1 protein-coding gene is annotated in these 26,559 nt (G+C 47.2%); it reads right to left on the bottom strand.

What is annotated here, in order from left to right:
• Window positions 1-26,514, bottom strand: coding sequence for an Ig-like domain-containing protein (locus R6242_RS20595; protein ID WP_318430508.1), 26,514 nt, complete (start codon window positions 26,512-26,514; stop codon window positions 1-3).
• Window positions 26,515-26,559: the final 45 nt, after the last annotated feature.

Genomic DNA, 26,559 nt, shown 5'->3' with positions numbered 1-26,559 from the left:
TCAGCGCTCCAACCGCACCCTCAGCCCCGTCTTCTCAGCCAAACTTTGAGTCTCCTTCGCTGGTTGGCGATACATTTCATTGAGCCAATTTTCCTGGCGGCATAAACGCGCTGGCGTTTCTGCCCTACCCGCATTTCGGCTCCAATTAATATTCACCTTGGCTTGTGCGTGCACTGCCACAGCTTGGACTGCCGATTTGGCGGCTACGATAATACTAGCGGTTCGATCATTATTAATGATCGCTTTGCCGCTCACCACTGGTGCAGTCACATTCAACTCAAGCTTAGCACTACGTGATTTTTTATTATCAAACACCGTATAAGTGCAGAGTTCTTTACCACTAAAACCTGCCTTCGGCGTATAGAGGTAATCGCCATTCGTTTGCTGCTGTAAAGTGCCATTAGCGACCGGGCCAAGCGTCATTTGGCACGTATTTCCACCTAAATCCGCTGATTTAATTCGCAAACTAGCCCCTGATTCAACGCTATAACTCAGCTTAATGGTTTCAGTCGCTGAAATAGGCTCGCCCATGAGCGTGGCACTCATCGGCACAGGCGCTGCTCTCGCAAGAGTCCGTTCACTCAATCCGGACATATTGCTCACTCCATTACCCAGCGTTGCAGGCAAGGCCACAAGCTTGAAGCTCAGCTTACCTTTCCAATGATATGGATAAGGAGAAGTAGTGACATTGATATCCAGATAATATTGCCCCGCTGGCACAGAGGTCAGAATCAAACTATCCGCAAAGGTATTGTTGGCCAAATTCGGATTCGGATTGTAAGTCGTATTTGCAGGCACTGCGCCTGGGAACATCGCCCTTAAATAAGAAGTAACACTCACTAAATCAGCCGAATTTGAACCTGCTTCGGGTGTCATGCTGAATGTGAGCAAATAATTACCTCTTGTTGGCAAATTAATCGTTGCCCGAGGGTAAAAACCAGCCTGAGCACTACTCCATGCACCATTGAATTCGATGTTTTGATCCAAGGTTTGGATTGCTGGTAATGGTTTCACATTTAAAGTCACCGTTGCCACGCCCGAGTCCATACGACCATCATTGACCCGATAAGTAAAACTATCTTTACCACTAAAATCCAGCGCTGGCGTATAGAAATAACTGCCATCACAATGACGCACCAATTTGCCATGAGCCGGCGCAGACAACACCACCGCACTCAAAACATCATGATCCGCATCAGTGGCTAAACTTGGCAAATCAATGCGCAAATTCGATGCCTGATTTAATGCCAAGCTCGTGTCGCGCGCCACTGGTGCATCGTTGACGGGTGTAATCGTCAAACGAATAGTCGCGACCGCCGAATTAAGCAGACCATCATTCACCACATAGTTCAAGGTATCCTGCCCGTTGTAATCCGCAGCAGGAATATAGGTGAAGCTACCATCGGCATTGCGTGTAATCTGACCATGAGCAGGCGAGTTGATTATTTTCGCTGTTAGCACATCACCGTCCACATCACTTGCCATAGAAAGTAAATTAATCCGCAGTGAGCCATCTTCAGCCAAGGTCAATGCCGCATCACGAGCGATGGGCGCATCGTTCACCGCAGCAAACACCAGGCTGACAGTAGCAACGCTTGAATCTAGCTCCCCATCGTTCACTAAATACGTGAAGCTATCGTTGCCATTGAAGTTTGCATCCGGCTGATACACAAAGCCCCCATCATTGCCCAGCGTAAGCTGGCCATGTAATGGCGCGGCGACAATGCGGATTGCCAAGCTAGTGCTATCAATGTCTTTGATTTGCGAGCGCAGATCGATCTTCAAAGCAATATCTTCGCTGCCCGCCAAAGCTAAATTAGCCGCCAATGGCGCATCATTCACAGCGGTAATCGCCAAGCGAACCGTGGCTATATTAGAAGTTAATTCACCATCATTCACGCTGTAGCTAAAGTCATCCGCACCGTTGTAATTGGCTGCGGGCGTATAGCGATAGCGGCCATCGGCCAATTGTTGCAAGGCCCCATGCGCAGGGGCACGGGTGATGGTAAAGCTCAGTACATCGTGCTCTACATCACTTGCCAATGCCGCCAAATCAATCAGCAGAGAACCATCTTCGGTAAGGGTGAAGTGGGCATCGCGGGCCAGTGGCGCATCATTCAGCGCCGCCAGCTTAAGCGTAATCGTCGCTACACTCGATGCCAGCGAGCCATCATTGACCTGATAACTAAAACTATCGTTGCCGTTGAAGTTTGCTTCTGGCGTATAGCTGAACGTGCCATCGGCCAAGACCTGCAACTGGCCATGTGCAGGCAGATTGAGTAATTGAACACTCAACTGATCAGCATCCACATCGCTCGCACCCGCCAAGAGATTGCCCTGCAATACCTGATCTTCACTACCCAGCAATGCTTGGCTAGTCAGAACCGGTGCATCGTTCACTGGCGTTACCGTAAGCATAACGCTTGCAGGTGCAGAATCCAGCTCACCATCGTTGACAACATAACTAAATTGGTCTTTGCCATTAAAGTTGGCGCCAGGGGTATAGCGATACAAGCCATCATCACCCAGACTAAGCTGGCCGTACTGTGGCTGGGTCAGGATACGAACGCTTAGCACGTTACCTTCTGTATCGTGGCTACCAGCCAGCAGATTCAGCACAATGCTGCTGTCTTCCGGCAGCACAATCGCCTGGGCCTGAGCGAGTGGTGCATCATTCACCGGCGACACCACAATCTGCACTGTTGCTGGCAACGATTCATTTTGGCCATTCTTGAGCAGATATGTAAAGCTATCATTACCGAAGTAATCAGCGGCCGGTGTATAGCGCAAGCTGCCATCGGCATTCACGGCAATCTGACCATGCTGCGGCGCAGCGACGAGAACAGGCCTGGTTTGTGCATCAACGCCCTGATCATTCGCCAAGACTTGGATATCAAGCGCCGTATCTTCTGCGGTACTCACCGCATCATCTATCGCTTGCAAACCACCCAACATCCGCACATCGCGAACGGTTACATGGCTGCCTTGCTCACCAAAGCCAATCAAATCAAACGACAGATTAACCGCCGTACCCGCCGCAATCCCTGCTAAATCAATCAGATAAGTGCGGCTGCCATCGGCATTATCGACATGTGTAACGCCATTGGCGGCAAACTCAGCGCCGTTGGCCTGGCGATTGAGCAGCGCATCGCTACGGCTCAGCCCGATACCACTGAGCAAGGAAGCACCCGTATTGGCATTAAGTAAAGCCACCTCAAACACATCATCCGGGCCATTGCTCACATCATCCAGCGCGCTATTGGCCAGCGTAAAGCGTAGGAAGCGATCATGCTCGCCGACGACGAAGACTTGGTTGAGGCGGGTCTGCATCTGCCCTTCTTGTAATATGGCTTCTTTCTGCCCTACAAGTACATTGCCGTACAATCCCCAGCCCAGCCCTGAATCAAATGAACCGGACATCAATCCAGAATTAGCCACTACCTGATATTGTGGCTTAGCTATTACAGCTTCCGACTGATGCGACTCACCCCGACTGCTGGCCTTAGCTTGCAATCCAAGCAACCGTACCTCATCCGCATCAGGTAACATACGTTCGCTCGGGATAACATACGCCTCCATCACCCCCTCATGAGACGAGTGCTGTAAACCAAGTCTATGGCCCATTTCGTGGATCATGACTGATAACAGATCAAGTTTACCGTCAGCACCATGCCCTGCGCGCGCCAACAGACGTCCATCAGCCATCTGCTCGAATTCAGATGATTCCGCTGGAGTAGTATCAACAAACCAACCCCAACCAGCGGCATCCACATCGAAATAAATGTTATGTCCATCCTGATAAGCTGCTGCAACACCATCAAGCTGAGCTAACTGTACTTGGATATTTTCCAAATTCGACGGCAATGCACCCGCTTGCAACCAAAACTTTTTAGCCTGCTGCAAGGCTATATCCAGAGCCGCTTGATCAATATCACTCGTGTTGCGACCGCCCTGCTCCAACACCATCTGATAGTTCATGCTGGCTTTTTGCATGGCCTTTTGCAGACTAACGATCAACTGTCCAGTCTGCTTTGAATCTACTAACGGTGTAGCAACATCAGAGGTCTTGACCTTGACCTTTTTCACTCCGACAAATTGGCCTGCACTGTTATATTCCTTCTCAATATGAAAGATTACATCCGGCGTGGTATACATCGCATTTTTTCCGCTACCGTTTTTTTCCAGTGCGGTGATAAACAATCGCTCGCTCAACGGATCACTAGTATTCCAGCCCTGAAGAACCTTGGTAGGCTGCTTTAGTGACAATCCAGGATCTTTGATTGAGGCATTGATAAAGTCGATAAGCAAATCAACACCAGCGGCATCTTCCACCGCATACATCAATCCAGAGAGCTCTTTATATTGAAATAGTGCTGCACTATTACGGTTCAAGGTATCCATAACGGTTTTCGCGCTATCTAAAATATCTTTAGGAACAGTTGGTATAGTAATGCCGTGGTTCAAATTACCGGCAGCTTCAGCTCTGGCTATATTAGCCTCGGCATCGGCTACAGCATTACGCCAAGCAACATACTGCGTCATATACTCACCGTGATAACCAAATTTACCAGCCTTGGTATCAGCCAGCATGCTGGTATGCACGCGCTGTTCAACCACATCAGTCAATTTATTGCGAAGTACAACAAGCCCATCACCCATCATAGATACCGATAACCCACCGTACGGATTATTAAAACCTAGTCCATAGGCGTAAAGTCCTTTCGCGCCGCCCTCAACATAATTAATGGCCCCATCAAACTTCGATTGCAATTTAGACCACCAAGATGTTTCTGTCATGGCTTCGTAAGCAGCTGCAAACCCAGTGGGCGACTCACCATTCGCGATTTTCTGCTTAATCTGTGAATGAAAAGCATTAGATGACGGATAAATATGCCAGTCATCGACCGGTGTCAGGTTTTTTTCCTTAAGCAGTTTCTTCGCTTCCAATTGATCTGGCGTCAGTGCTTCCGCTTCTTTTCTCGTTCCCTGGCAATTGGTATTGTGTACCCACACGCCCATTTCGCCGACAAAGTACGTATGAAAGCCCTCGACTTCAAAGTTGTACACAGTCGTGCGATATACTGGGAATAAAAACTCCTCTCCCTTCCCCTCCATTTCGTCGTTATAAACCCGATCGGGGTTAAAACTAAGATTGGTCATCGGCCCATTAGCAGTAAACTCGACGGATCGGCCATCCAGTTCATCCTGCCAGGCTCCCACCGCACCATCGCCTTGAATAAAGCCGATGTGTGCATTTTCAGTCTGCGCCAAATACAAGGACTTAGTCACCGAAACCATATGGCCATCAGCCAGCTCCAGCACCATACCAGGATCGATCAAGTCGGCACGCAGCCAGACATCAGATGGAGAATTTGAATCCTTAGTAAGAACTGCGTGCCCAATTTCCTGCGAATATTTCCTCATCCCTTTTATCCAGAACGGATGATTGCGAGTACAGATCAGGAAACCTTGATCTTGGGACGATCGTTCAGACTGAGACCCCAGCCATGCAAATTCGAGATACCAGATCTCCTTATCTTCAAAACGATGAGTTTCGCGCACCCGTTTGTACGCCGTTTCGCCCTGACCAGACTCGTCCTTCGCCAGTACCCAATCACCAACCTGGATTTCTTCGATCGCTCGCAACCCGTCTTTGGTGTGCACCAAGGTGCCGGCCACAAAACAACCTTCTGGATCAAACATCGGACCACGTCGGCGTGTTGCATCCGCAGCATCTTTGATCAGCTGATCGTACAAAGCATCACCGCTATACTCTTTGCCACGTAAGCACTTCAACTCGTCAAAACTACGGATGGGTAGCATATTGCCAAGCTGCATCGCAGCATTAGCGTCAGACATTGCACGCCGTGCTGCCGAAATTGTGCCTTCCATGATTCGGCTTGCAATCAGCGCTTTCTCTTGTTTAGTAAAGGTACTAGATAATTCAGAAATTATATCTGGCAGGGTTTCACCAACTTTTACTTGCCACGCAAGTGCCTCCGTAAGCGACATCGACCCTGCTTCTGGAATCACAATCTGCCGTGTTTTGCTCACCTTAAAAACACTACCCGATTGCATCATCATTTCAGTACTACTTGTATCCGCCAGCGTATTTAGTAAACGCGACTCGGCAGTGGCAGCAGACATCACTGGGCTGCTTAACCTTATACCCGTTGGGTTCAGTTCAGTTGGGCTATCCCACATCACTTTTGAGCCGCTACGAGGCTTCAAACTCATAATTTGCCCAATCCCAACCAAACCAGCGCCAAGGAGCGTGCCTGTGCTGAGCTGAACAAGAGACTGCTCAATCGTTCCCTTTCCTGTAACAACGTTATTAATCACATCACCAGCAAATACCCCCGTATTCAACACGAGATCGATAGCGAGCTCCTTATGGAAAGTCCCCCACATACCGCTGCCCAATTTGCTTTCTACATAGCTCCCTGCTTTACCTGCTCCATAGAATGAAGTAAATGTTAATATTGTATCTAGCGCTGTAGCAGACCAATATGATTTATCGCTAATAGCTTTATTCTCAGATGGATATGTATAGCTTTGGTACCTTGCCGCCTGACGATCAACAAAACCCAGCGTAAACATATTCCAACCGTTATAAACGGTACTTTTAGCTAAGTACTCAGCAGCAGAATAAGTACCATCTTCACGACGCTTAGCTATAGCAATATCATCAATAGCCAGCATTTCCTTAAAGACATTTCCGGCCGCGCCGGGCTTGAACTCTGGAAGATCTACAGGAACCGTATTTAATGTATTAAATCTGCCTGGTATTTGGTATGTACCAATTCCATAAGTCCAGCCAAAGTGCTCGCCAGACTGAGCGCCATCCAACCGCGACGGCATAATAAACTGCCCATTTGCAGATGAACCACTTCCGCCACTCAATCGATCAATTGGAGTTGTTGCTTTTTTATTGGCTTTGGCATTCGCCACGACCTGTGCAGCCTCCCAAACAAATAAAGATTTGAATGACCGGTTTGGCTGAAATGGATCATCATACATAAATACATCTGCATATAACTTCCCATCATTCCCAAGTGTCAGATGATCAACTGCACCGCCAACAATTGGCGTTGTTGCACCTAAATACTTAGGATCGCCTTTTAGGCCAAATGGGTCTTGTATAACCCCGATCTTACCGCCAACTTGCTTTCCAACAAGCCCCTGAGAACCGTACGCATAACCATTATCGTAATAACGTGGGTCATTAAAAATGAAATTATAATCTGCAATTAATGCATATTGTATGCCATCAACTTCAACAACCACATTCCCATAAGCTTGCTGAATATTTTGCTGGAACTTTGCATTCTTCCAGTTCATTTCACCAGATTTGTTTTCTGGTGTAAGTTTTGTTGTTGAACCAGTAACAGTTTTATTAAGATTCCCATTCTTATCCAAGCCAGCCTGTATCGCTACAGCGCCACCATCCATATTGCCAGAACTAGACACAAAGAATTCACCGTTTTCCTTGCCGCTAGTAATAAACGATGGGAACACTCCTTTTCCAGCCACAGGGAAATTGGCAGCAGTAATTTCAAGAACTGCATCCGTCATAAATTCACCAAACCGATCAATCTTATTAAGATCAATCACATAAATATTGCCAACTACTTTTGATTTATTCCAAAGAGTACTGACTTTAGGAGCGGTAATTGCCAAATAGCTTCCATTATTAATGGCCATATCAGAAAAACCACACGGCGCATCAAAAGCATATTTAATAGTTTGAATTTCCTTAAGAAATTCATCTCGCATTGGATCAATATTGACCCTTACTAATCGAGCGCCACCACCTGCATTACCTTCAGATGCATATAACCAACCATCATTAACAGCAAGGCTTGTTAACCGTGCTGCTGCACCAGGAATTTTCAATGTATAGGCGACAGTATTGGTTAACATATCCACGACATATATTTGGCTGTCGGTAGCGGCAACAAAAGCCAATGTTCCATCGTTTGAAAATACAATTTGATCTCCATATCGACCATAAAGTTTGAGTGCATTGCCTTTCTCATCTTTATTGATACGAGCTACTAGCTTTTGCTCCCTATTAGCCTCTGTTGATGGCTTTTCCGTTTGAAATATTTCAATACTAGAACGTGTTGTCACCAAAACATTATTAGTGCCCAATGACCACGCTTGTACTGGATCACTATCAACTGGATAGCTCTCAACCATTGATCCATCATCTGATGGAATTAATGCAATACGTTCCACATAAATAAGATGCATAGAAAGAGCGACATCATCGGGAATAATCGCTTCGTATTTATTAAACCCAGCCCATGAAGTTTCTAACCCTTTCCATATCAGACCATGTTCCGCATTTTCACTTGGTGTATAAATTTGATTTCCACGAGGTACAAGCCAAATTTTTATCTTGTAATTCCCATAACTACCACCTGGCGGAATTAAACCATCTCCTTGCACGGTCAATTTTTTTGTAGTTTTATCATAATCAAAGCCCGTAATCATAGGACGATGGACAATTGATTTTGGTGCAACAGGAAAAGTTTGAGTTACTTTATCAATCTCAAAATCAGTTGGACTCACAGGAACTCGATATGAGCCCTCTAAGGTGTATTTGATCGCTGAAACCGAAGATAAAGAAGCAAAAATAGCGAGTGCACTCATTGCTGCTGATGCAGCTGGGGCCATAGCGACAAAAGCCATTTCCGCCCAAATGGCATTATAATTAATTAATGCAGCAGCAACTTTCACCTCTCCTGTTTTTGCATCACTATTTTTCTTATCTATTGTTGAAACAAGGAAAACACCATTAGAACCTGTGATGCCTGAATAAGGTGGACTTGCAGTACGTGCAACGCCATCGTCACCAATAAAACCGTTATCAACTAACCACCACGTTTCTTTTAAAGACCCATCAACGTCTCTGATAACTCCTTTGCGCCAAAATAAAACTTCTGTGCCAGCCTCATAATGATGCGTTTTACCTGTCGTGGAGTCGACAATCTGGCTTAAATCAATTGCCAATTGAAGCGGCAACCTCGCATTACCTTCAAAATCTAGTTTAAATACTGCAACAGCGGAAAGACCTTCAACTTTTGGTAAAGGCATGCCTACATTTTGAATATCTATTTTTGATATTGAAACAGATGCGCCATCTGGTAAAGAGTTAGCCGGAACCATGACTGTATTACCATGGAGATCCTTCACAACTAAGCCATCACCTTGCGTGATAACTCCACGATCAACTTCTGCGGCAAGAATATTTAATTTTATCTGATGCTGCATTCCCGCATGAATGACGTACACCCATGTTTCACCAATTGATTTGGCTTTAATTAATCCATTCTCAGTGATTTCAGCAACATTAGTATTTCCTAGAAAATAACGTGTACCGGATTCTTTTGATGTAATTAGAGTTCCATCCAAAAGCTTAACTTTTAGTTGCCGCAATCCATCAATTGGCAAAGCTATAGCCTGCGGATAAACATCAACCTCAAAGCCTTGCTCGTTAAGAATTCTTCTCTGAGGATCGGCACTTACAGCGAATACATTAAAACCTTCAATGCCACGAGCACGCGCAATAACATATGCATTACCCTCTGAAATCCCCCGTACCGATGCATCGTTTCCAATAGATAAAACGGCAGAATTACTAGATTGAAAAGTTAAATAATCACCAAACAATGCGACTTGATGCTCATCTTCAAATTCACCAGTAATTGCCAACTTGCTTGCCATACCAGGTTTAAGCAACATTTGGCGGTTAATTTGAATAGCAATCAGCTTCGCGCCGCTCACATTCACCTTAATCTCAATCGGCGCCGCCGCCATGAAACCATCATCCGCCTGTATGCGAATCGTGGCTTCGCCCGCGTAGCCCGCTTCCGGACTAAATAGCAGGGTTTGCCCATCGGCAGCCAATTTAGCAGAGCCGTGGGTGCTGCCAAGTACGCGCCAGAATACGCTATCGCCTTCTAAATCTTGCGCGATGGATTTCAGCGTAATTTCGGCTGACAAATCAGTATGCGTTTTCGCTGTGCTTTGCTCAGCAGCAATTGGCGCGCGATTAGCTTGCCAGCCATAGTTGGCGTAGAGCACTTGGCGGTCTGTTTGATCAATTGTTCCATCACCATTCAGATCCCCCAAAGCATCACCCGTTGCGGCAGCTGCAACCCAAGCAGCGCTATCGCTGCCATTGATTGCACCATCGTGGTTTAGATCACCAGCGATAGACACGCGTACACTGGCGTTGCCGCTACCCGAGAGACGAATCAGCTTCAGCCCTGCTTCAGTAACCCGCAGTAAGCTGGTTTGCTTGCCATTGAGAATTTTCGTTCCCAGTAAGGTTGTGCCTTCAACGTGGATTGTTGCGTTGCTTTCAATTGCGATAATGATCGCGCCTTGGCCCCCCGGAGTGTGAATCGTCGACGCAATTTCACTGTCGCGGACAGTAAAGGCAATGCTGGTAGTTTGACCAGCGCTAAGCTCGCCGCTCCATTGCGGAGTAGCTGCATGCCAATTACCTGCGACGCCCAGATTGGCGGTAATGGCATCTTTAAATAGCTGGCCATTACTGTCGTAGCCATACGGCGTTCCCATATCCACGGCATCCAGCGCACGAGCCAGAATTAAGCGGCCTTGCACATCGTAACGATAAGCCGTGCTGCGTGTACCTTCGGCCATTGGGCCCGTAATACGCGAAATACGGCCTTGTGCATCGCGCAGTATGTCAATACGCGCATTGCTGGCTGAGCCAGCGACGGCTATACCCGCATCAGAGACTAACCATTGTGCACCATCACTGAATTGTACCGATGTCACCTTACCTGCAGCGTCCAGCTCATAGTGAGTGCCATCTGGTGCGGTAAGTGTGTAATGCGTTGGCGCCCAAGGCAGACCCGTGGTTTGGCTATACAAGTGTTGACCTTGTTTAATCAGCCATTCAGGGGCATTAGCGCTAACATTCGCATAGGCTTGCAGTGACCAACCTTGATCATTGCTAAATTGCGGTTGCCACACAACGGGTGAATTAACAGCATCGCCTAAACTCTGGCTGCTGGTACTTAACTTAAAACTCAAATTGCGCAATGGTGCGTTGGCCGTAGCCAAATCGGTAGGAAATTGCAGCCAAACTCGCGCGCCTTCTGTCCATGGCGCTAATGCACCGCTGGTGGTCCTTGCAGGCTGATCGCTCGTCAAATGAGCATCAAGTATCGGCAAGCGCCAATTACCTAAATCCCCCTCAGTAGTTAAACCTGTCGCAGTATCAATCACGCGAGTCAATGCCAAAGAATGGCCTGCCAGTTGATAAAGCGCATCATTAGCTGTTTGCGTTCCTAACTGTTTTTGCGCCGTATCGATCATGATGCGAGCTTCAATCTCACTCGTACGCCCCGCCAAATCCCAAGCCGACAAACGCAAGCGATAAATCCCGTTTGCCAGCAAGGATGGATTAAGCTGAGCCAAGGCCGTTTGCTGATTGATATTTGTAGCATTGGCCGATTGCTGTGCCAAAGTCATCCAATCTGTACTATTGGCGGCAGCAATTTCCAGCTTGTAGCCCATCAACTGGCGCTCTTGCAATTGCGCCAGTAAATCCAAGGTTTGAGTCACTGCAACGGGCGCAGTGAAAGCACTCGCGCCTGCGAGATCCGCCACCCAATTCAATACGGGTGCGCTGGTATCAGCGGGATCTTTCACTCGTAATTGATGAGTGTAAGTAGAACTAAATCCATCACGATCCACCGCAGTAGCACGCAACTCAACAATGCCCGCCTGCTCAGGGACAATGCGAACGCGGCCAGCAGCATCGAGCGCAACAGCTACCCATTGCTCGCTCCCCACTTGACGCATTGCAACATTAAGTTGGGCAATACCACTCCATGCATCAGCCCGTACCGTGGTTAATACCGTTTGCCCTGGCAATGCTGGGCCACTTGGCGTGGTCGTTACACTGATTTTTGGTGCATTACCCGCATTGTCAGCCACAGCACGAATCACAAAAGTATGGTTACTGCTGTTGTAACCATCACTCACTATGGCGCTAACAACAAAATCACCAATCTGACCTGGGCCTGGAACCCAGTTCAATTGGTGGGTTTGTGCATTATAAGTAGCGCCTTCTGGTAAATTTGCAAAGCTAACGTTCAAAGCTTGAGTTTGCACGCTGCCATCTGCATCCAGCGCAACAATGCCATTGCTAACACCACCAAACGCAACGGGAATGCTGAGTTGTTGTCCAACCATCACAGCGTGATTGCTGACCGTTAAGCTTGGTGCGCGATTCACATCAAACACTCGTACTTGTACCGTTTGCGTCGTGGTTGCAACGCCGTCCGTAGCAAGGAAGGTTAGTGTGAACGGTTGATTTGTTGCTTGCGCGTTGTTGACCGTTTCCTGATCTGGCGTCCATTCGAAATAGCCAGTATTGCCATCAAATTGAATCCCTTTCGGCGTTGTAGCGTCATACACCAGACTCATACGGACAGCGTCTTTATCAATATCCACCGCACGCATCGTGAAGCTAAGCGTATCGCCTTCATTGACCAATTGCAGCGGCATCGCCAGTAAGCGCGGTGTTTGATTGACGTTAGCAACTTGAATTTCAAAGTTACGTACCACTGCTGCAGCACCATCACTGCCAGTTAGTTGGAAACGCCAAATTCCTGCGTGACCCCCACCCAGATTATCGTCTTGCGCGGCAAACAGACCTGGCGTCCAATGCAATAAAGCACGATTGCCATTGGCATTGCTCGGCACTTCTAGCGTCATGCCTTGCGGCAGGTTGCTTGCACTCCAACTGATAAGATCAATGTCAGTATCGCGGCCGTATAATTCCAGTGTGAGCGGTACACCCTCGGTGGCACTTAACTTGATTGCATCAACCGCACTGTCAGCAACTGCTTTGCCATTCAACTGGATACCAAGCACTTCCGGGCTTGCATTGTTTGTCCGCACAACAACACGAAGGCGCTGTGTGGTCACATTAGCAACGGGCGTAATTCCATCCGGGGTATAACCCGCATCTTGCGGAGGCAGACCACTATCACTCACGATGATATCGATATCATGTGCACCAACGTCATCAGCAGTGGGTGTCCATGTCATCATGGCTTGGCCATACTGAGTTTGCGCTGTAATCACAGCGCCAATTGGCAGTCCAAGGGCGCGGAGATTTAATGCATCTTGATCCATATCCCGAACCGAGATCGGTACGCTCATCGCCTGCCCAACCACCGCAACAATTTGTCGTGGCAAGGTGATCACAGGCGCTTCTGTTTTACTGCGTACGGTTAAGACAAAGGTTTTCGCTTGGGTGAGCGATTGATTGATATTCCCATCGCCGTTGTCTTGCGCCACCACGGTAATTGTATAGTCACCACGATCACCCTCTTTCGGCGCAAAACGGATTATCCCTGTCACCGTCCCGTCTGCATTAGACGGATTTTGGGTGTATGTCGCAAATGCAGGCAAGCCTGATAAAGAAATTTGCAGCGGATTACCTTCGGCATCCGATACGGTCACAGGTATTTCAAGTACGCCGCCTTTGTCTACAAAGGCGTTGCTAATATTGCCAATTTCAGGGGCGCGATTGGCGTTATTAACGATGATCGGCAATATAATCTGGCTCACGGCAGGTGTGCCAGTGCCGTCGCCGTCGTCTGTTGCGGTTACCGTAATACTGTAAGAACCCGCCTGAACGTAGCCCGGAGTCCATACAATTTCTAAGGTTTCTGCATCGAAACTAGCACCTTGTGGTAGCCCATCTACCTTGTACGTCACGGTTGGCGCAGAAGTTTCAGGCCCGATCGCCGCAGAACTGGCCGACATGCGAATTTTGGGTTCAAATTCAGGATTGTCCGGGTCAAATGCAAACACACTAATACGCAGTGGCTGCCCTTCTAACACATTCCACGTTTCAGCTGGCGTAAAGACTGGAGCACCATTTGCATTCAAAACATTGAATTCAATTTGCTGAATAACTGCAGTTACAACGGGATCTTGCCCAGGCATTGAATAGGTTGCAGTTAATGTAACAGGCACCCGATATTGCCCATGCTGTACAAAGCCAGGCGTCCAAGTCAACCAACCCGTTTCAGCATTAAGGACTGCGCCCGCAGGTAACCAAGGCGCAGAGTATTCAAGCCTGATCGTAGTGCCGTCAGCTTGAACCAGGCCTCCCGGCATTATTCCTGCTAATTGCAAGGCGTAGCGATCACCTTCACGCAATGTTTGCGGGGCAACAGCGCTTAAAACTGGCTTCGCATAGCCTTGTTCAACAGTAATGCTCAGTTGCTTCGATATCGTGGCTTTGCCATCACTGACGATAATAGTGATATCAGTGTATCGCCCAGCCTGATCGTAATTAGGCACCCAGCTTAAGATGCCAGTGCGAGCGTCGAACATTGCACCCGCAGGTAGATTACGCACACTACTTGTGAGTGCGTCACCATTCGCATCAGAGCTTAACAATGGCAGGCTCAGTACCTCGCCTTCAGCCAGCGTAATCTCCTTAATCGGGGAGATGACTGGCGCAAAGTTTCCACCATTCACGTTAACAGCAAAACGTTTCGTCGCTACACCACCACGACTATCTTGCACTCGTACAATGATTTCACTATTAGCTAGGTCTTTGGCTGTTGGTGTCCAATTTAGTGTCGCAACAGCGTGATACCCATCAGCAGCCGAAGTCACTGCGGCTTGATGCGTTAAAGTAACACCTGAAGGTGCTTGCACCAATTCCCAGAAGAACTGAGTGCCATCGGCATCAATCGCTTCAATTTGCCCTGACCACCCCTGCCCAATACTGGCTGCGGCCAGTGCTGCCTCGCCATTTACAAGCTGCAATACAGGTGGAATATTTTCTTGTGGCACAGCGTAAACACTATGGCTCAGATTAAACTTCGCCAGTTGCGTCATGCCTGCTTGTGTTGCAAAGCGACTTGCTGGTGTAACCGTTACTGTTTGATTGGCCAAGGTAGCACCGACAGCTAGTTTGCCGCCAAGTCCACGCAATGCAGCTGTGAGATCCAGAATCCACAGATCAGACTGATCGGCGCTGCCCGTGCCCGCCCCTTGAATACTATTAGCAAAATATCGGCCTGGATCCAGCATCAACATCAATGGACCACGCAAATCATCGAGGCCGATATTCGTGAGATTCACATCGTAACTCACTTCACCTGTCGCCCGATTAGCACGTGTATTGCTGTACTCGATTTTGACCTGGCTGCTCATATCCAACACAGCGGTAAAGGTACTGATGTAATCCTGCTCAAGGCCGGCTTGCATTGCACTTGTTAATGTATGGCTAATCGTCAATTGATATTGGCCAGCAGGTAAACCTGTGGTATCAAGCCAAGCCGTTCGGTTTGCGGCATCCCAACGAATTGATTTCGGATTAAGAATCGCGCCACTATTATTGCCTAACGTACGCAGCGTAAAGTTTTGCAGATTCAATACGCTCCCTGCATCAGTCGAGTTACCTTCCTTCATGGCTTGATCAAACGTTACGCCAATCTGCCCGACAGGCAGTGGCAAGAATGAGCCATCAGGTACAGATATGGCGCTGACAACAGGAGCATGTAAAGTTGCAATTTCATCAACACGGCCAGTTTGAGCAACTAGAATTCGCCCATCCGTAGTGGCAATGATACTTTCACCTCGTGTGCCACCTGATGCCAGTTGCAGTACTCGTTTTGATTGCAACTCAACCATCCACACATTAGCTTGATGTGGCGCCACATCAGTAGCTGAAGTCTGAGCGCGTTGAGCTAAATTGCATGAGGCCAGCATTAAACCGTCGAGCACACTACCAGCCGCACCAAAGGTGATGCTATCGACCAAGCCAACAAGACGATATTCAAGCTCAGGCCGGCCTTTCAGGCGACCGTTCATATTAAAGCTCAGAATATCGCTGGTCGCATTGGCCTGAGCATCCATAATATCGGACCCCGTCCAGCGCACACCCCAGAGTCGGCCATCTGGGCCGAAGGCCAAATCGCTTACTTTTTGATTACTGAAATGTGTCCACGCTTTATTCGCATCAATTTCTGCAGGGTGGAAGACCTCAACGCCACTTCCTGATGACACATAAATATCACCCGTTTGTGCTTGGATCGCTAAGGTATGCGTCAGTGGATCATGATTCGGCCCACTGATTTGGCGAATGATTGCTCCTGATCCAACGTCCAGCTGTAACAATTGATTACCCGTCATCACCCACAATTGACCTTGGGCATCAAGCGCCATATCTAAAACAGGCTGATCCAATACAAAGAGTGGCTGAGTGCTCCGGCCGCCCTCTTTACTAAAGTGGAAGACTTCATTGCGATTGATACCCGCACTCAATACAACACTGTGATCAGCTAGCTCAATCATAGCGACTGCGCCTATGTCTGCATCACCATGTGCAAAGCCTTCCGCAAAACCACGTACCGCAAAGGGCGCCAGTACTGTTTTCAAATCAGAAAGCTGCTGCTGAGCGACTTGGCCTAGTAAGCGTTGGCTTGATTGTGTAAACAGTGTGTTACTTGCATAGCTGCGATCTGCACTTGCTAATGGCAATTCAGCCGTTTGCTTTAGGTTTTCAGTGACACCTAAATTATCAAGAATTTCTTGTCGACCACCATCATCCGGCAGTACAGCATTAGCCACAGAAGCTGCTTCACGGTTGCCCGCCATATCGGTTGCAACAGCAAGGAACTCATATGATTTACCTGTCTCTCCAGTAAAAATAGACTGAGTTTGACTCGCTGGTAATTGACGTAGCCAGATCTTAAAGTCTCCGCCATTTTCAGCAACATAAACCGTTACGGATTTAACCCCGCTGGCATCATCAGTGGCATTCCATTTCACGTCAAATGCAGGCGAACCTTGGGCGTTAACACCCAAAGAGCTGACTGTGATTTGAGTTGTCGGTGCATTTGCATCCAAAGTGCAGCTGGTCGCAATACTATCTACCGGAGGCACTTCATCAATTAAGATTCGTGCCTTGGCTTTAATTTCAGCATTGGACTGAGCACCTTCAGCGGAACGGATGGAGTAGCTGACAAAGCCTTTTTTAAGCGTCGCAGCATTCGCCGATTGGCTTGGGTCGTTGCTTGGCGCCAATAATCCACGTGTTGCATCATGCAATACTTCGCCGGAATCAGGATCAATCGCTTGCAACAGCCATGTCGCCACACGGCTGGCCACATCAATTCCTGCGCTCACGCGCAGGATATAACCCTTGCTTCCCGTAAAGTCGAAGTCTGACTGGAAATTTGCCTGATTATCTGGCACATGAATATTAATATCGCCGAGCTTCAAATCGCCCAAGCGCAATGAGCGAATGTCTAAATCTGCGTCAATCTCAGTGACAATCCTCAGTTGCCCAACTGCGCTATTGCCCAGATTATTGAATGACACGGTATAAGGCAATGCAGTATCTGCAGGTACATAACTTGCACCATTTTCAGCCAATATACCTTGTGGTCCCCGTACACTGACGATAGCTTGATCAGCAGCACTTTTTGTAGCGGCTTGTTGCAAATAATTCGTAAGATTTAAAGCTTGCCCATTAATCGGCTCGAATTTATCATTTAATACGCCAATATGACGCAGATACTCCAATTCAGTCCTGCCACCGGCAAATACATTAAAATTCAATAAATGGGTGTCTTGTGCTGCATGCAAATCATATTGCGATGCATCGGCCATTTTAGGGACAGGAATTTCAGCAGAATTACCTTCACCATCCTCGCGAGTTTCGGTGTACTCAATACCAGCTATTTTTGCATCAGAATCACCTGCATATTTTGCAGTGTCTCCATACCATTGCTGTACTTTGGCGAAGAAACCCAAAATATCAGCCTGAGTGCGATAATTCTCGCCACCTTTAGCCAATAAAATGCCCGAGGCCAACGTGGCATTCAGACTAATAACTTTGGCATTTTCTCGAATCGGTGGCGCTTCTGCCAATGGTCGCAATAAACCTGCCGCTTCTAATGCGCCCAACCAGCCATTAATCCACTGCACTTCATCAGCAGCTAATACACTGAGATTGGATGGTGCTGTCGCATCTGCCAAAATAGCAGTGCGCAGTTTCAATGCATGCCGCTTCTGATCGGCAATAAACTCATCACGGGTTAATGGTGTTGCCGCGCCGACCACATTAAAGCGGAACGGCATCGCCAGCGCTTCTTGCTTGGTAATGTGCTCATCAGCCTCATGTGATAAAAATTTCTTAGCCAATCCTTTAGCAATTTTATCGAGATCCGCCACGCCGCCATCTAACAAGCCTTGAGCCTTCCAATCTGGACGAACGGCATACAGCTTGTCGCGTAAACCATCAAAATCGTAATTCAGCCACTCAGCAAGACCAGGGTAAGTTTGAACATTAAAGGTCATCCCAACAAAACCACCCGCAGCCACATCCATGGCATAGCCTGGCGCTAAATTAATACCCGACGTATTCAGAGCGCCATCAAGTTGCGCCCACGGGATATCTTTACGCGACGTACCCGTTACTGGTGATTGCCCGTACTGTTGAGTATTAGCTGCAGCATCCACAGTTCGGCCATCAGGACGGCCAACAACATTCGTTCCAAAAATGGTATAGGGTAAATTCAACCCAGAAAGAACGTCCTCGCTACGTCCCATTTCAGGCGTACCAAATTCGAACTTCACATAAGGTGTATCTACGTTAGTCAAGCTTTGCAGCGACACGCTATATACACCCTTATCACCAGGGTTTAACTCGCGCGGACCACCAATGCCAATCGTGACATCCGCTTCAATGCCTCGCTCGATCAGATAGCGCATCGGAGTCGTCACATGCTGCCCATCAGGATTAATCACCGTCATGTCATACAAACCAAACGGCGCATTACGCAAGTCAAATACCGCACGGATATGTGTTGCATCCAATACCTGCCAGCGTTCCGGCTCAATTTCGAATACACCCGGACGGGCTAATTTGACTAATGCGCCCGCCTTAAAGCGGGCTCCTTCAATATCAACGGTAACCCATCGATGAGCATCATCACCCACACCGCCCTGATCGGGTGTTACGCGGGTAATCGCGAGTGGCATCAAGTCGGCACGCAAGGTCACTGGCGTTGCGTGATCACCTTGACGTGACCGAACTAAAACGTAGTAATCCCCCGCTACCGTACTTGGTAATAACACTTGTTGATCTGGCGATAAAGGATTGTTATATGCCACATCAAATGCTGACGTCGTTGGGATTTGACCATAGCGGATATACAGCTCATTCGCACCACTGAGCGCTTGGCTATCAAGTACAACCCGTAAGGTTTCACCTGCCGCGACACTGACTCGGTACAACATTTCCTGCCCATTTGACAACATGCTGGATAGCGTATTGCCAATGATTAGCTCAGGCACCTTAACCTGCAATATGCCTCCCGATGCCTGGCGATTATTTGCCTCACCAGGTGGTAACGACAAGCCTGTTGAGGTGTAACTAATCTTACCTTCGAAGACCTCGTTATAGAGATCGGGACGAACAATAATGCGCCATGAGCCATCTTTCAATGGCGGCAATTTCGTTTTTAGCGTCGAGCTGTAGCTCTCTTTGGCATTGAGCCCACCATTGTGATCGACTTTACCGAGCAGAATATCGCCCAAATCCCACTGATTATCACTTGAGAGATATAAAGCATCAGTCCAGCGACCCAATGCTGGATTGATCGAATCATTGTTTACCATATAGTCAATCTGAATGTCATCACCCACATTGGCTGTGGCTGGAATAACAACGTTGCTAACAACCAAATCAGCGGGTGGCGGCGTTTCGATAACTAATGGCTGAATTGCTGCGCTGGCATTGTTTTGCTCCTTGCTAAATTCACGAACTTTGCCATATTCACCTGCGCCCCATGCACGTGCAGGGTCAGTAATGACAAAGACGTAATATGAACCTTCTAAATCACGTGGCGCAGTGAGAGTCAAATCACCTGAATATGATTTACCCGCCGCCAATCCGCCTGAATGAGATACATACCCCAGATAGCGATCTTGATTAACATCGAGGAAGCGGTCTTTGGACAAATAAATAAGATCATTCCAGCTGGACTGGTCACTCGGTGTATCGCCACCCGCATTATTAACCTGATAATTAATACTGAAGTTTTGCCCTGCAATTACTTTCTCTACGTTACTAAGAACGGCTGCAACCTGTAAATCAGGAGGGGTCGCCAACGTAATCGGCAATGCCAATGAGGCAACATTATTTCCCTCATCCTTGAACTCCAATACCGAACCTGGCCCAGAGCCTTGAACTGTACTCAGAGCCTCACGAATCGAGCTTGGCTCTGCTGAATAGGAATTGAAAGTCGAAGTATCCGCCTTCACTAAAACATAGAATTGACCACTAATGGACTCGGGTAAATTAAAGGTAGCCGTATTTGTATACGATTCACCCGGCTTAAGAAATTTAGCACGGCCGTTTTCAGATAATACGGAACTACGCACGCGCAACATCACTTCAGACTCAGATCCGCGATCAACTAAAGCATGGTCGGAACCATCCAATGACGCATCACGGGATAAATAAACACCGTCAAACCACCCAGAGCTTCTAGTTTCTCTTGTTCCTCGATTGGTAACAGTCCAAGTTACTGTGATTTGCTGCCCTGAAGAAGGTGCAACATCGGACACTTGAATAGTGTCAATTTGCAAATCAGGCTCACGATAGGTGACATTTAATTCACCACGCCCAATATTATTGGTATTGAGTAAACCTTCAAATACACTCGTAACATAATGATAATTAAGCGCAGAGTCATTTTCACCTTGAAGCATTTCTACTTGCGCTTGCGCACTCACTTCAGCATTCAGATAAGGTGAATCATGCTGGCTATCGGTAATAACGTAAATATAATAAGGCCCATCAGTGCCAGGCGGGAGCTTCACTTTTGTCGAAGAGGTGTAGGTCCCTCCAGACGCTAAACCAGATACATTGGAGTGCACAACAGCCCCCAATGCAGTAGCGCGCTCAGGAATAAATACAGGGTCGCGACTAAAAAATACAGAATCCACCCAACCACGAGTACCAGACCAAACTGCCTCACCTAGATTGGCGACAGTCCAGCTCACTAATGTTTCTTCCCCTGAAAAATTCTCTGCCTGCGTAACAATCGATGTAACCTGTAAATCCGCCGGATGATTTGTTACTAACGAAGCACTAGCCTTCGTATTATTCTGCACATCCGACTCATTGAACCCTGATGATGACGTTGCATTGGTTTTAACAATAACAAATCGGCCTTTCACTGATGGTGCAAGCTGAACCGTTTGAGTTACCGAATAACTTTCAGCGTTGCCCAGTGAACGTTTTTGTTCATAGCTGCCCAACGTCCAGACTTCTTTTGCTTTACTAAGGTCAGGATTGTCTGCGATATACACAACATCCGACCATTGACCGTCAAAGACATCACCCACATTTTTAACGGTATAGCTAAACGTGTAAGCACCAGGCGCAGGCGCAGCCTCTAATGCAGACACAGTGGCAACAACTAAATCGGGAGGCGTGATACCCAGAATACTTATTGCACGGGCTTTATAATTATTACTATCAAATTGGCTTGGATCATCCGGATTTAAATTGCTGGCTAAAGTGTCTTCCAGAATTGCATCATAAGTGTCACTCCAAACCGTCAAGAAATAATTACCTGAAAGCATAGTGTCTGGAATAGAAACTTGCGTCGTCCCCAGATAATCATCACCTACCGCAAGGTTTCCGGTATGCGTAACTGATCCCAATAAAACGTCGCCCTTATATGCACCCGGACGGCGTTTATCGTGAGCCAACCAGATCGTATCAGTCCACGTATTCAGCGTGGCGGACTCACCACGCGTCGTGGCACTGCCTTTATTACTGACTTTATAACGAACTTCAATAGTGGATCCATGCACAGCCTGATCTGGCGCAACGACATCGCTGGTCAGCAAATCGCCAAACGGAACCGGATCTACATAGAAACTGGCGGACTTAACATTGTTTGATTCATTTGGATACTCATCAATATTATTTTGGCCATCAGCAACAACAATCAGATATGCATTACCACGATACCGAATTGGTATATTTACAATTCCGGTGTCATTGGAATAGCTTTCTGTTGATGCTAAAGCCGATACATTATCAAACTGCCCAATTAACACATCATCCGCACTCAAAGTGCCGTCTAAAGATAAATAAACTTTATCTTTCCAGCGACCTGAAGTGGGGGCGGGGCCTTGATTTGATACTGTATAGCGCAGTCCTGTGCTTGTTCCTGCAGTAACATGTTCTGGCAATGCAACCGCAGTAACTCGAAGATCTGGACGGACATTCAGCGTAATATCCGTCGTACCATTCGAAAGAAGGGCATTGTTATTACGAGCCACTCCATGCTCATAAGCCTGATTGCCACTTGAGCCTAAGTTGGCATTAGTAATAACCTTGATTCGGTACAACCCTTCAATTTTACCTGGCAATCGAACTTGTTCAGTGCGGGTATAACGAATTCCCGACTCCAAACCTCGATCATAAGTGAACTGGCCGATCGTCACTGCACTACCATTACCGTCCGCTGGTAATAGAACAATAGTGTCAACCCACAACCCTTCTGCTTTTACTTCGCCTTGATTCAGAACGGTCCAGCTTAACTCTAGCAATGCACCTTCCTGCGCTTGAGTTGGCAATGTAATTGACTCAACCAATAAATCTGGCGACTTAGACAAAGTGACGGGAATAGCAACGCTATGACCCGTATTGTTCTTATCAAAAATAAACTCGAATGGGCCATCTGTTCGAACATTCAAGTAGAAATTGCCCTCAAGACCTTCCGGCAAAGTGAAATCGATACTGCGCGTGTATTTATCGCCAACAGCCAATGGCCCAATATGGGTTGCTTTAACTATATTGGCAACCTGATCACTTCCGTCTGCATTGCGACTTAACCAGACCTGATCCGACCACTCCGCGCGATCCGTAATACCAATACCCTTATTTACAACGTCCCATGTGACGCGTAACGGATGGCCACTTGCAGCAACACCTAAAGCCGCCACAGATTGCACTTGCAGATCAGCATACGCAACTGGCATGACGTCAATGGAATGCCCAGCCTGAGCACTATTATTCGCCTCAAGCGTACTTTCAAAAACCTGAGATTTAGCATCACTCACCACAAATAACTTATAACGCCCTGTGGTTTTAGGCGGTAATAACACCTGCTCATTACGCACATAAGATTGACCAACTGCCAATGCCCCAACATGCAAATACTCGGCAACAGTCCAATCATCGGAATTACCAAGAATGTCATCTTGCGACATCACAACGCGATCAACCCAGCTTGCTGTTCGTCCTTCGCCAGTACCTTGGTTCATGACTTTCCACGACACATTTAAAATTGCAGGATCATCAATGGTTATCGCTGGCGCTGAAATATCAGAAACCACGAGATCGGCATATGGGGCTAAATCAACAGTCAAATTGCTTGTTGATTTATTGTTTTCCCTACCCCTATCATTCAGAACTTGCTTGGCATCTGTAATAACAAGTAACTCATACTCACCAGAATAATCCAGTGGAATTTCAAAATTAACTGTTGCGGTATAGCTATTTCCTGCAGTCAGTACCTCGCTATGAATCAGTTCGCCAACTTTCTTCGGCACACCATTTTTAACAAGAAAAACCTGATCAACCCATGCTCCAACAGCATCCCCTCCCAAATTACTAACAGTCCACTCGATCTTTATTTGCTGACCCGATTGAGTAAAAGATGGCCCCTTAATTTCGGTAACCGCTAAATCAAGCCGCGTAACCAGTACGGTCTCCGCCGAGCTCAACTGGTTATTCACCTCCCCATTTCGCTCATAAACTGTATTGTCGGCATCAGCTCTGACCACCCAACGAAATTCTCCCTCCTGCATACCGACAGGAACTCGGAAAGTAACGCTTCGCATCGCACTGGTGCCAGCTGCCAGCTCCTCAGTATTCAAAACGCTGGCAACTTCATATAACTCTGCGGCCCCGCGATCTAAATAAATTCGATCTCGCCAAGCCCCCGTGGCATTGGCAGTGCCAAAATTACTGGCAATATAATTTACCGTCGCATAATCACCGGCACGCAATATGGTTGGCCCAACCACATCACTTAAAGCTAAATCCGCAACTGGCGTTAAGCCCACTTTCAAGGTGGCCACGCTACTTGCACTATTGTTACTTGTATGACCCAGCTCAGTAATTGTTCGGTTACTATTAGTATCTACAAGGACATAAAATTCCCCACTCAAATCACGAGGCAAGGAAATAGTTGCCTTCCCGATATAGCTTTGACCGGGAGCCAACAAACCAGAATGGGTCACTGACCCAGCTAAAATTAAGTCCTCTGCGCTAAAAATTTTATCTCGTGACAATACAACTCGATCATTCCACTGAGAAAGGTCGGTCGTAGCATTACCATTGTTCACGACCTCCCAAGAGATCATCACATTCTCACCGCTCATTGCCGATTCAGGGGCACTCACAAAATTCAGAGTTAAATCGGCATAAGGGGTATCCAATAAAATAGGACTAGCTTGACTATTATTATCAGCACGCGTGTCTGGCTCCAGAACTTCTCGTTGTGCATCGGCACGTACACCTAAATAATATTGCCCGCCGGTTCGCACAGGCACTTTGATTACTGCTGTTTGGCTATAACTATCACCAGAGCGAAGACCGCCAAGATGGCGTACCGATCCAATCACAACGTCATCAGCATTGCCAATAATGGCATCGGTGCTATAGACAATTTGATCATTCCAATCCACAGACGAATCAATGGATCCTTTATTTGAAATTGTCCAATTAACAGTTACAGGTTCGCTACCAATACCAGTTACTTGATTACTAAATGCATCAACGTGTAGATCTGCATATGGCCTTGCTATAGAAATAGCATGAGTGCTGGCACTGTTATTTGTTTCTGCAGTATTCGCCAGATTAGTTTCAAAAATAACACCTTGCCCAGCGATGTCTTGATCTGCAGTTACCGTGATTTCAATATCACCGACTCCACGAAGACCTTCAGGCAACTTGAAAGCAAATGCGCGCGGGCGATGTGTATTCGGCTCAATATCGCCATTTCCCGTAAGGGAAGGATCATAGCTAAGCACATTATCAAAAATTTTCTCACCCGTAGTACGGTTGATTACCGTAATTCGATCTTTCCAAGCTATCGGAGTCGAAACTAAACCAATGTTTTCTATATTCCACAGCACCGCTAGCTGATCACCTGCGGAGACTTCAGATGGTACCACTCGCAAATCACTAACTCGTAAATCTGCCCCCTGGACTATCTTTTGACTAATCACATTATTAGTCTCGCCCGTTCCGCGCCCATTGTATTCAACAATATTGTTATTACTATCGATTACCACTTTAAAGCTGATTTGACCTATCGAATTCACTCCATGGGGCCAAACTAAAGTGGCACTATGTGAGCGAGTCGCTTCTGGCACAAACACAGTTTGCCCATTATCGCCAGTAACAAGTATCGAACTAGCAGCGATCACCAAATTAGTATTTAGGTTACGAACCTCTAAGCGTTCTGCCCAGCCTAAATCTGCAGCTTTATCGCCTGCATTAGTCGTTGTCCAATGCACCGTGAGTGTTTGACCTGAAGTCCAAGGGCCAGCTGGTTCTATCCTGAAATCACTAACCTTAAGATCAGGATAAGGCAGGACTTCTCCCGAAGTGATAAACGGACCAAAAATACCTCTGTCATACTGCACAGCAGGTGATGTCATTTCTGAATGCTTAAAGGGAGCAGGTGTAGCTGGATTACCTAAATCCAATTCAAAGAAATGTGGTTTTGAATCCGTATTGCCCGCAGGAGAAGTGACTTGCATACCTACAGACGCCAAACTTGAACCAGTCAGTTGCCAGATATCAAAATGCGATTGATCGTTTGCATCTTTCCAAACGCGAACCAGATTAGCACGCTTGTTTTTTGTAAAATCAGCGAGAATGATTTGCTCGCTATCATTATGGAGGCCAAGCGTAGTTTCATCTTGCTTGGTATATGTTTTTCCATCCAAACCAACAGTCCATACCGAGGCGACAGCTTTACCATCGGCATTCTTCCAGATCTGAATCAGATCCGTCCGCCCATCCCCGTTCATATCCGCCGCAAAAAAGCGATCCTCGCCCTTGCCCTGGCCTAAATTCGTCGTGCCCCAATTGCTAAAGTCAGACACATCACGATGCCATAGCGTTAAATTAAACGTACCATCGGTTTCTCGCGAAACGCGCATTACGTCCTGACGGTTATCTCCATCTGCATTCCCAGTAAGGAACACAACGTTTTGATTGATGCCCCCCATATATGCTTTCCCAGAATCACTGAATCCGCCTGCAGCCGTACCAAATAACAGATTTTGATGATTCTCATTATAATAATTGGAGTAATACGCAAAATCACTCAGGCCATCGCCATTAAAATCGCCGGTCTGAACAGGGGTTTGGGACTGTTGCCTCACATCAATGAAGCTTTTTGCGACAAACTGCGCCCCTTCCCCTTGCCA

Origin of the sequence: Iodobacter sp. CM08, assembly GCF_033446605.1 — a bacterium.
In the GTDB taxonomy this organism is placed as follows: domain Bacteria; phylum Pseudomonadota; class Gammaproteobacteria; order Burkholderiales; family Chitinibacteraceae; genus Iodobacter.
This window is presented reverse-complemented; position numbering and strand designations above follow the sequence as displayed.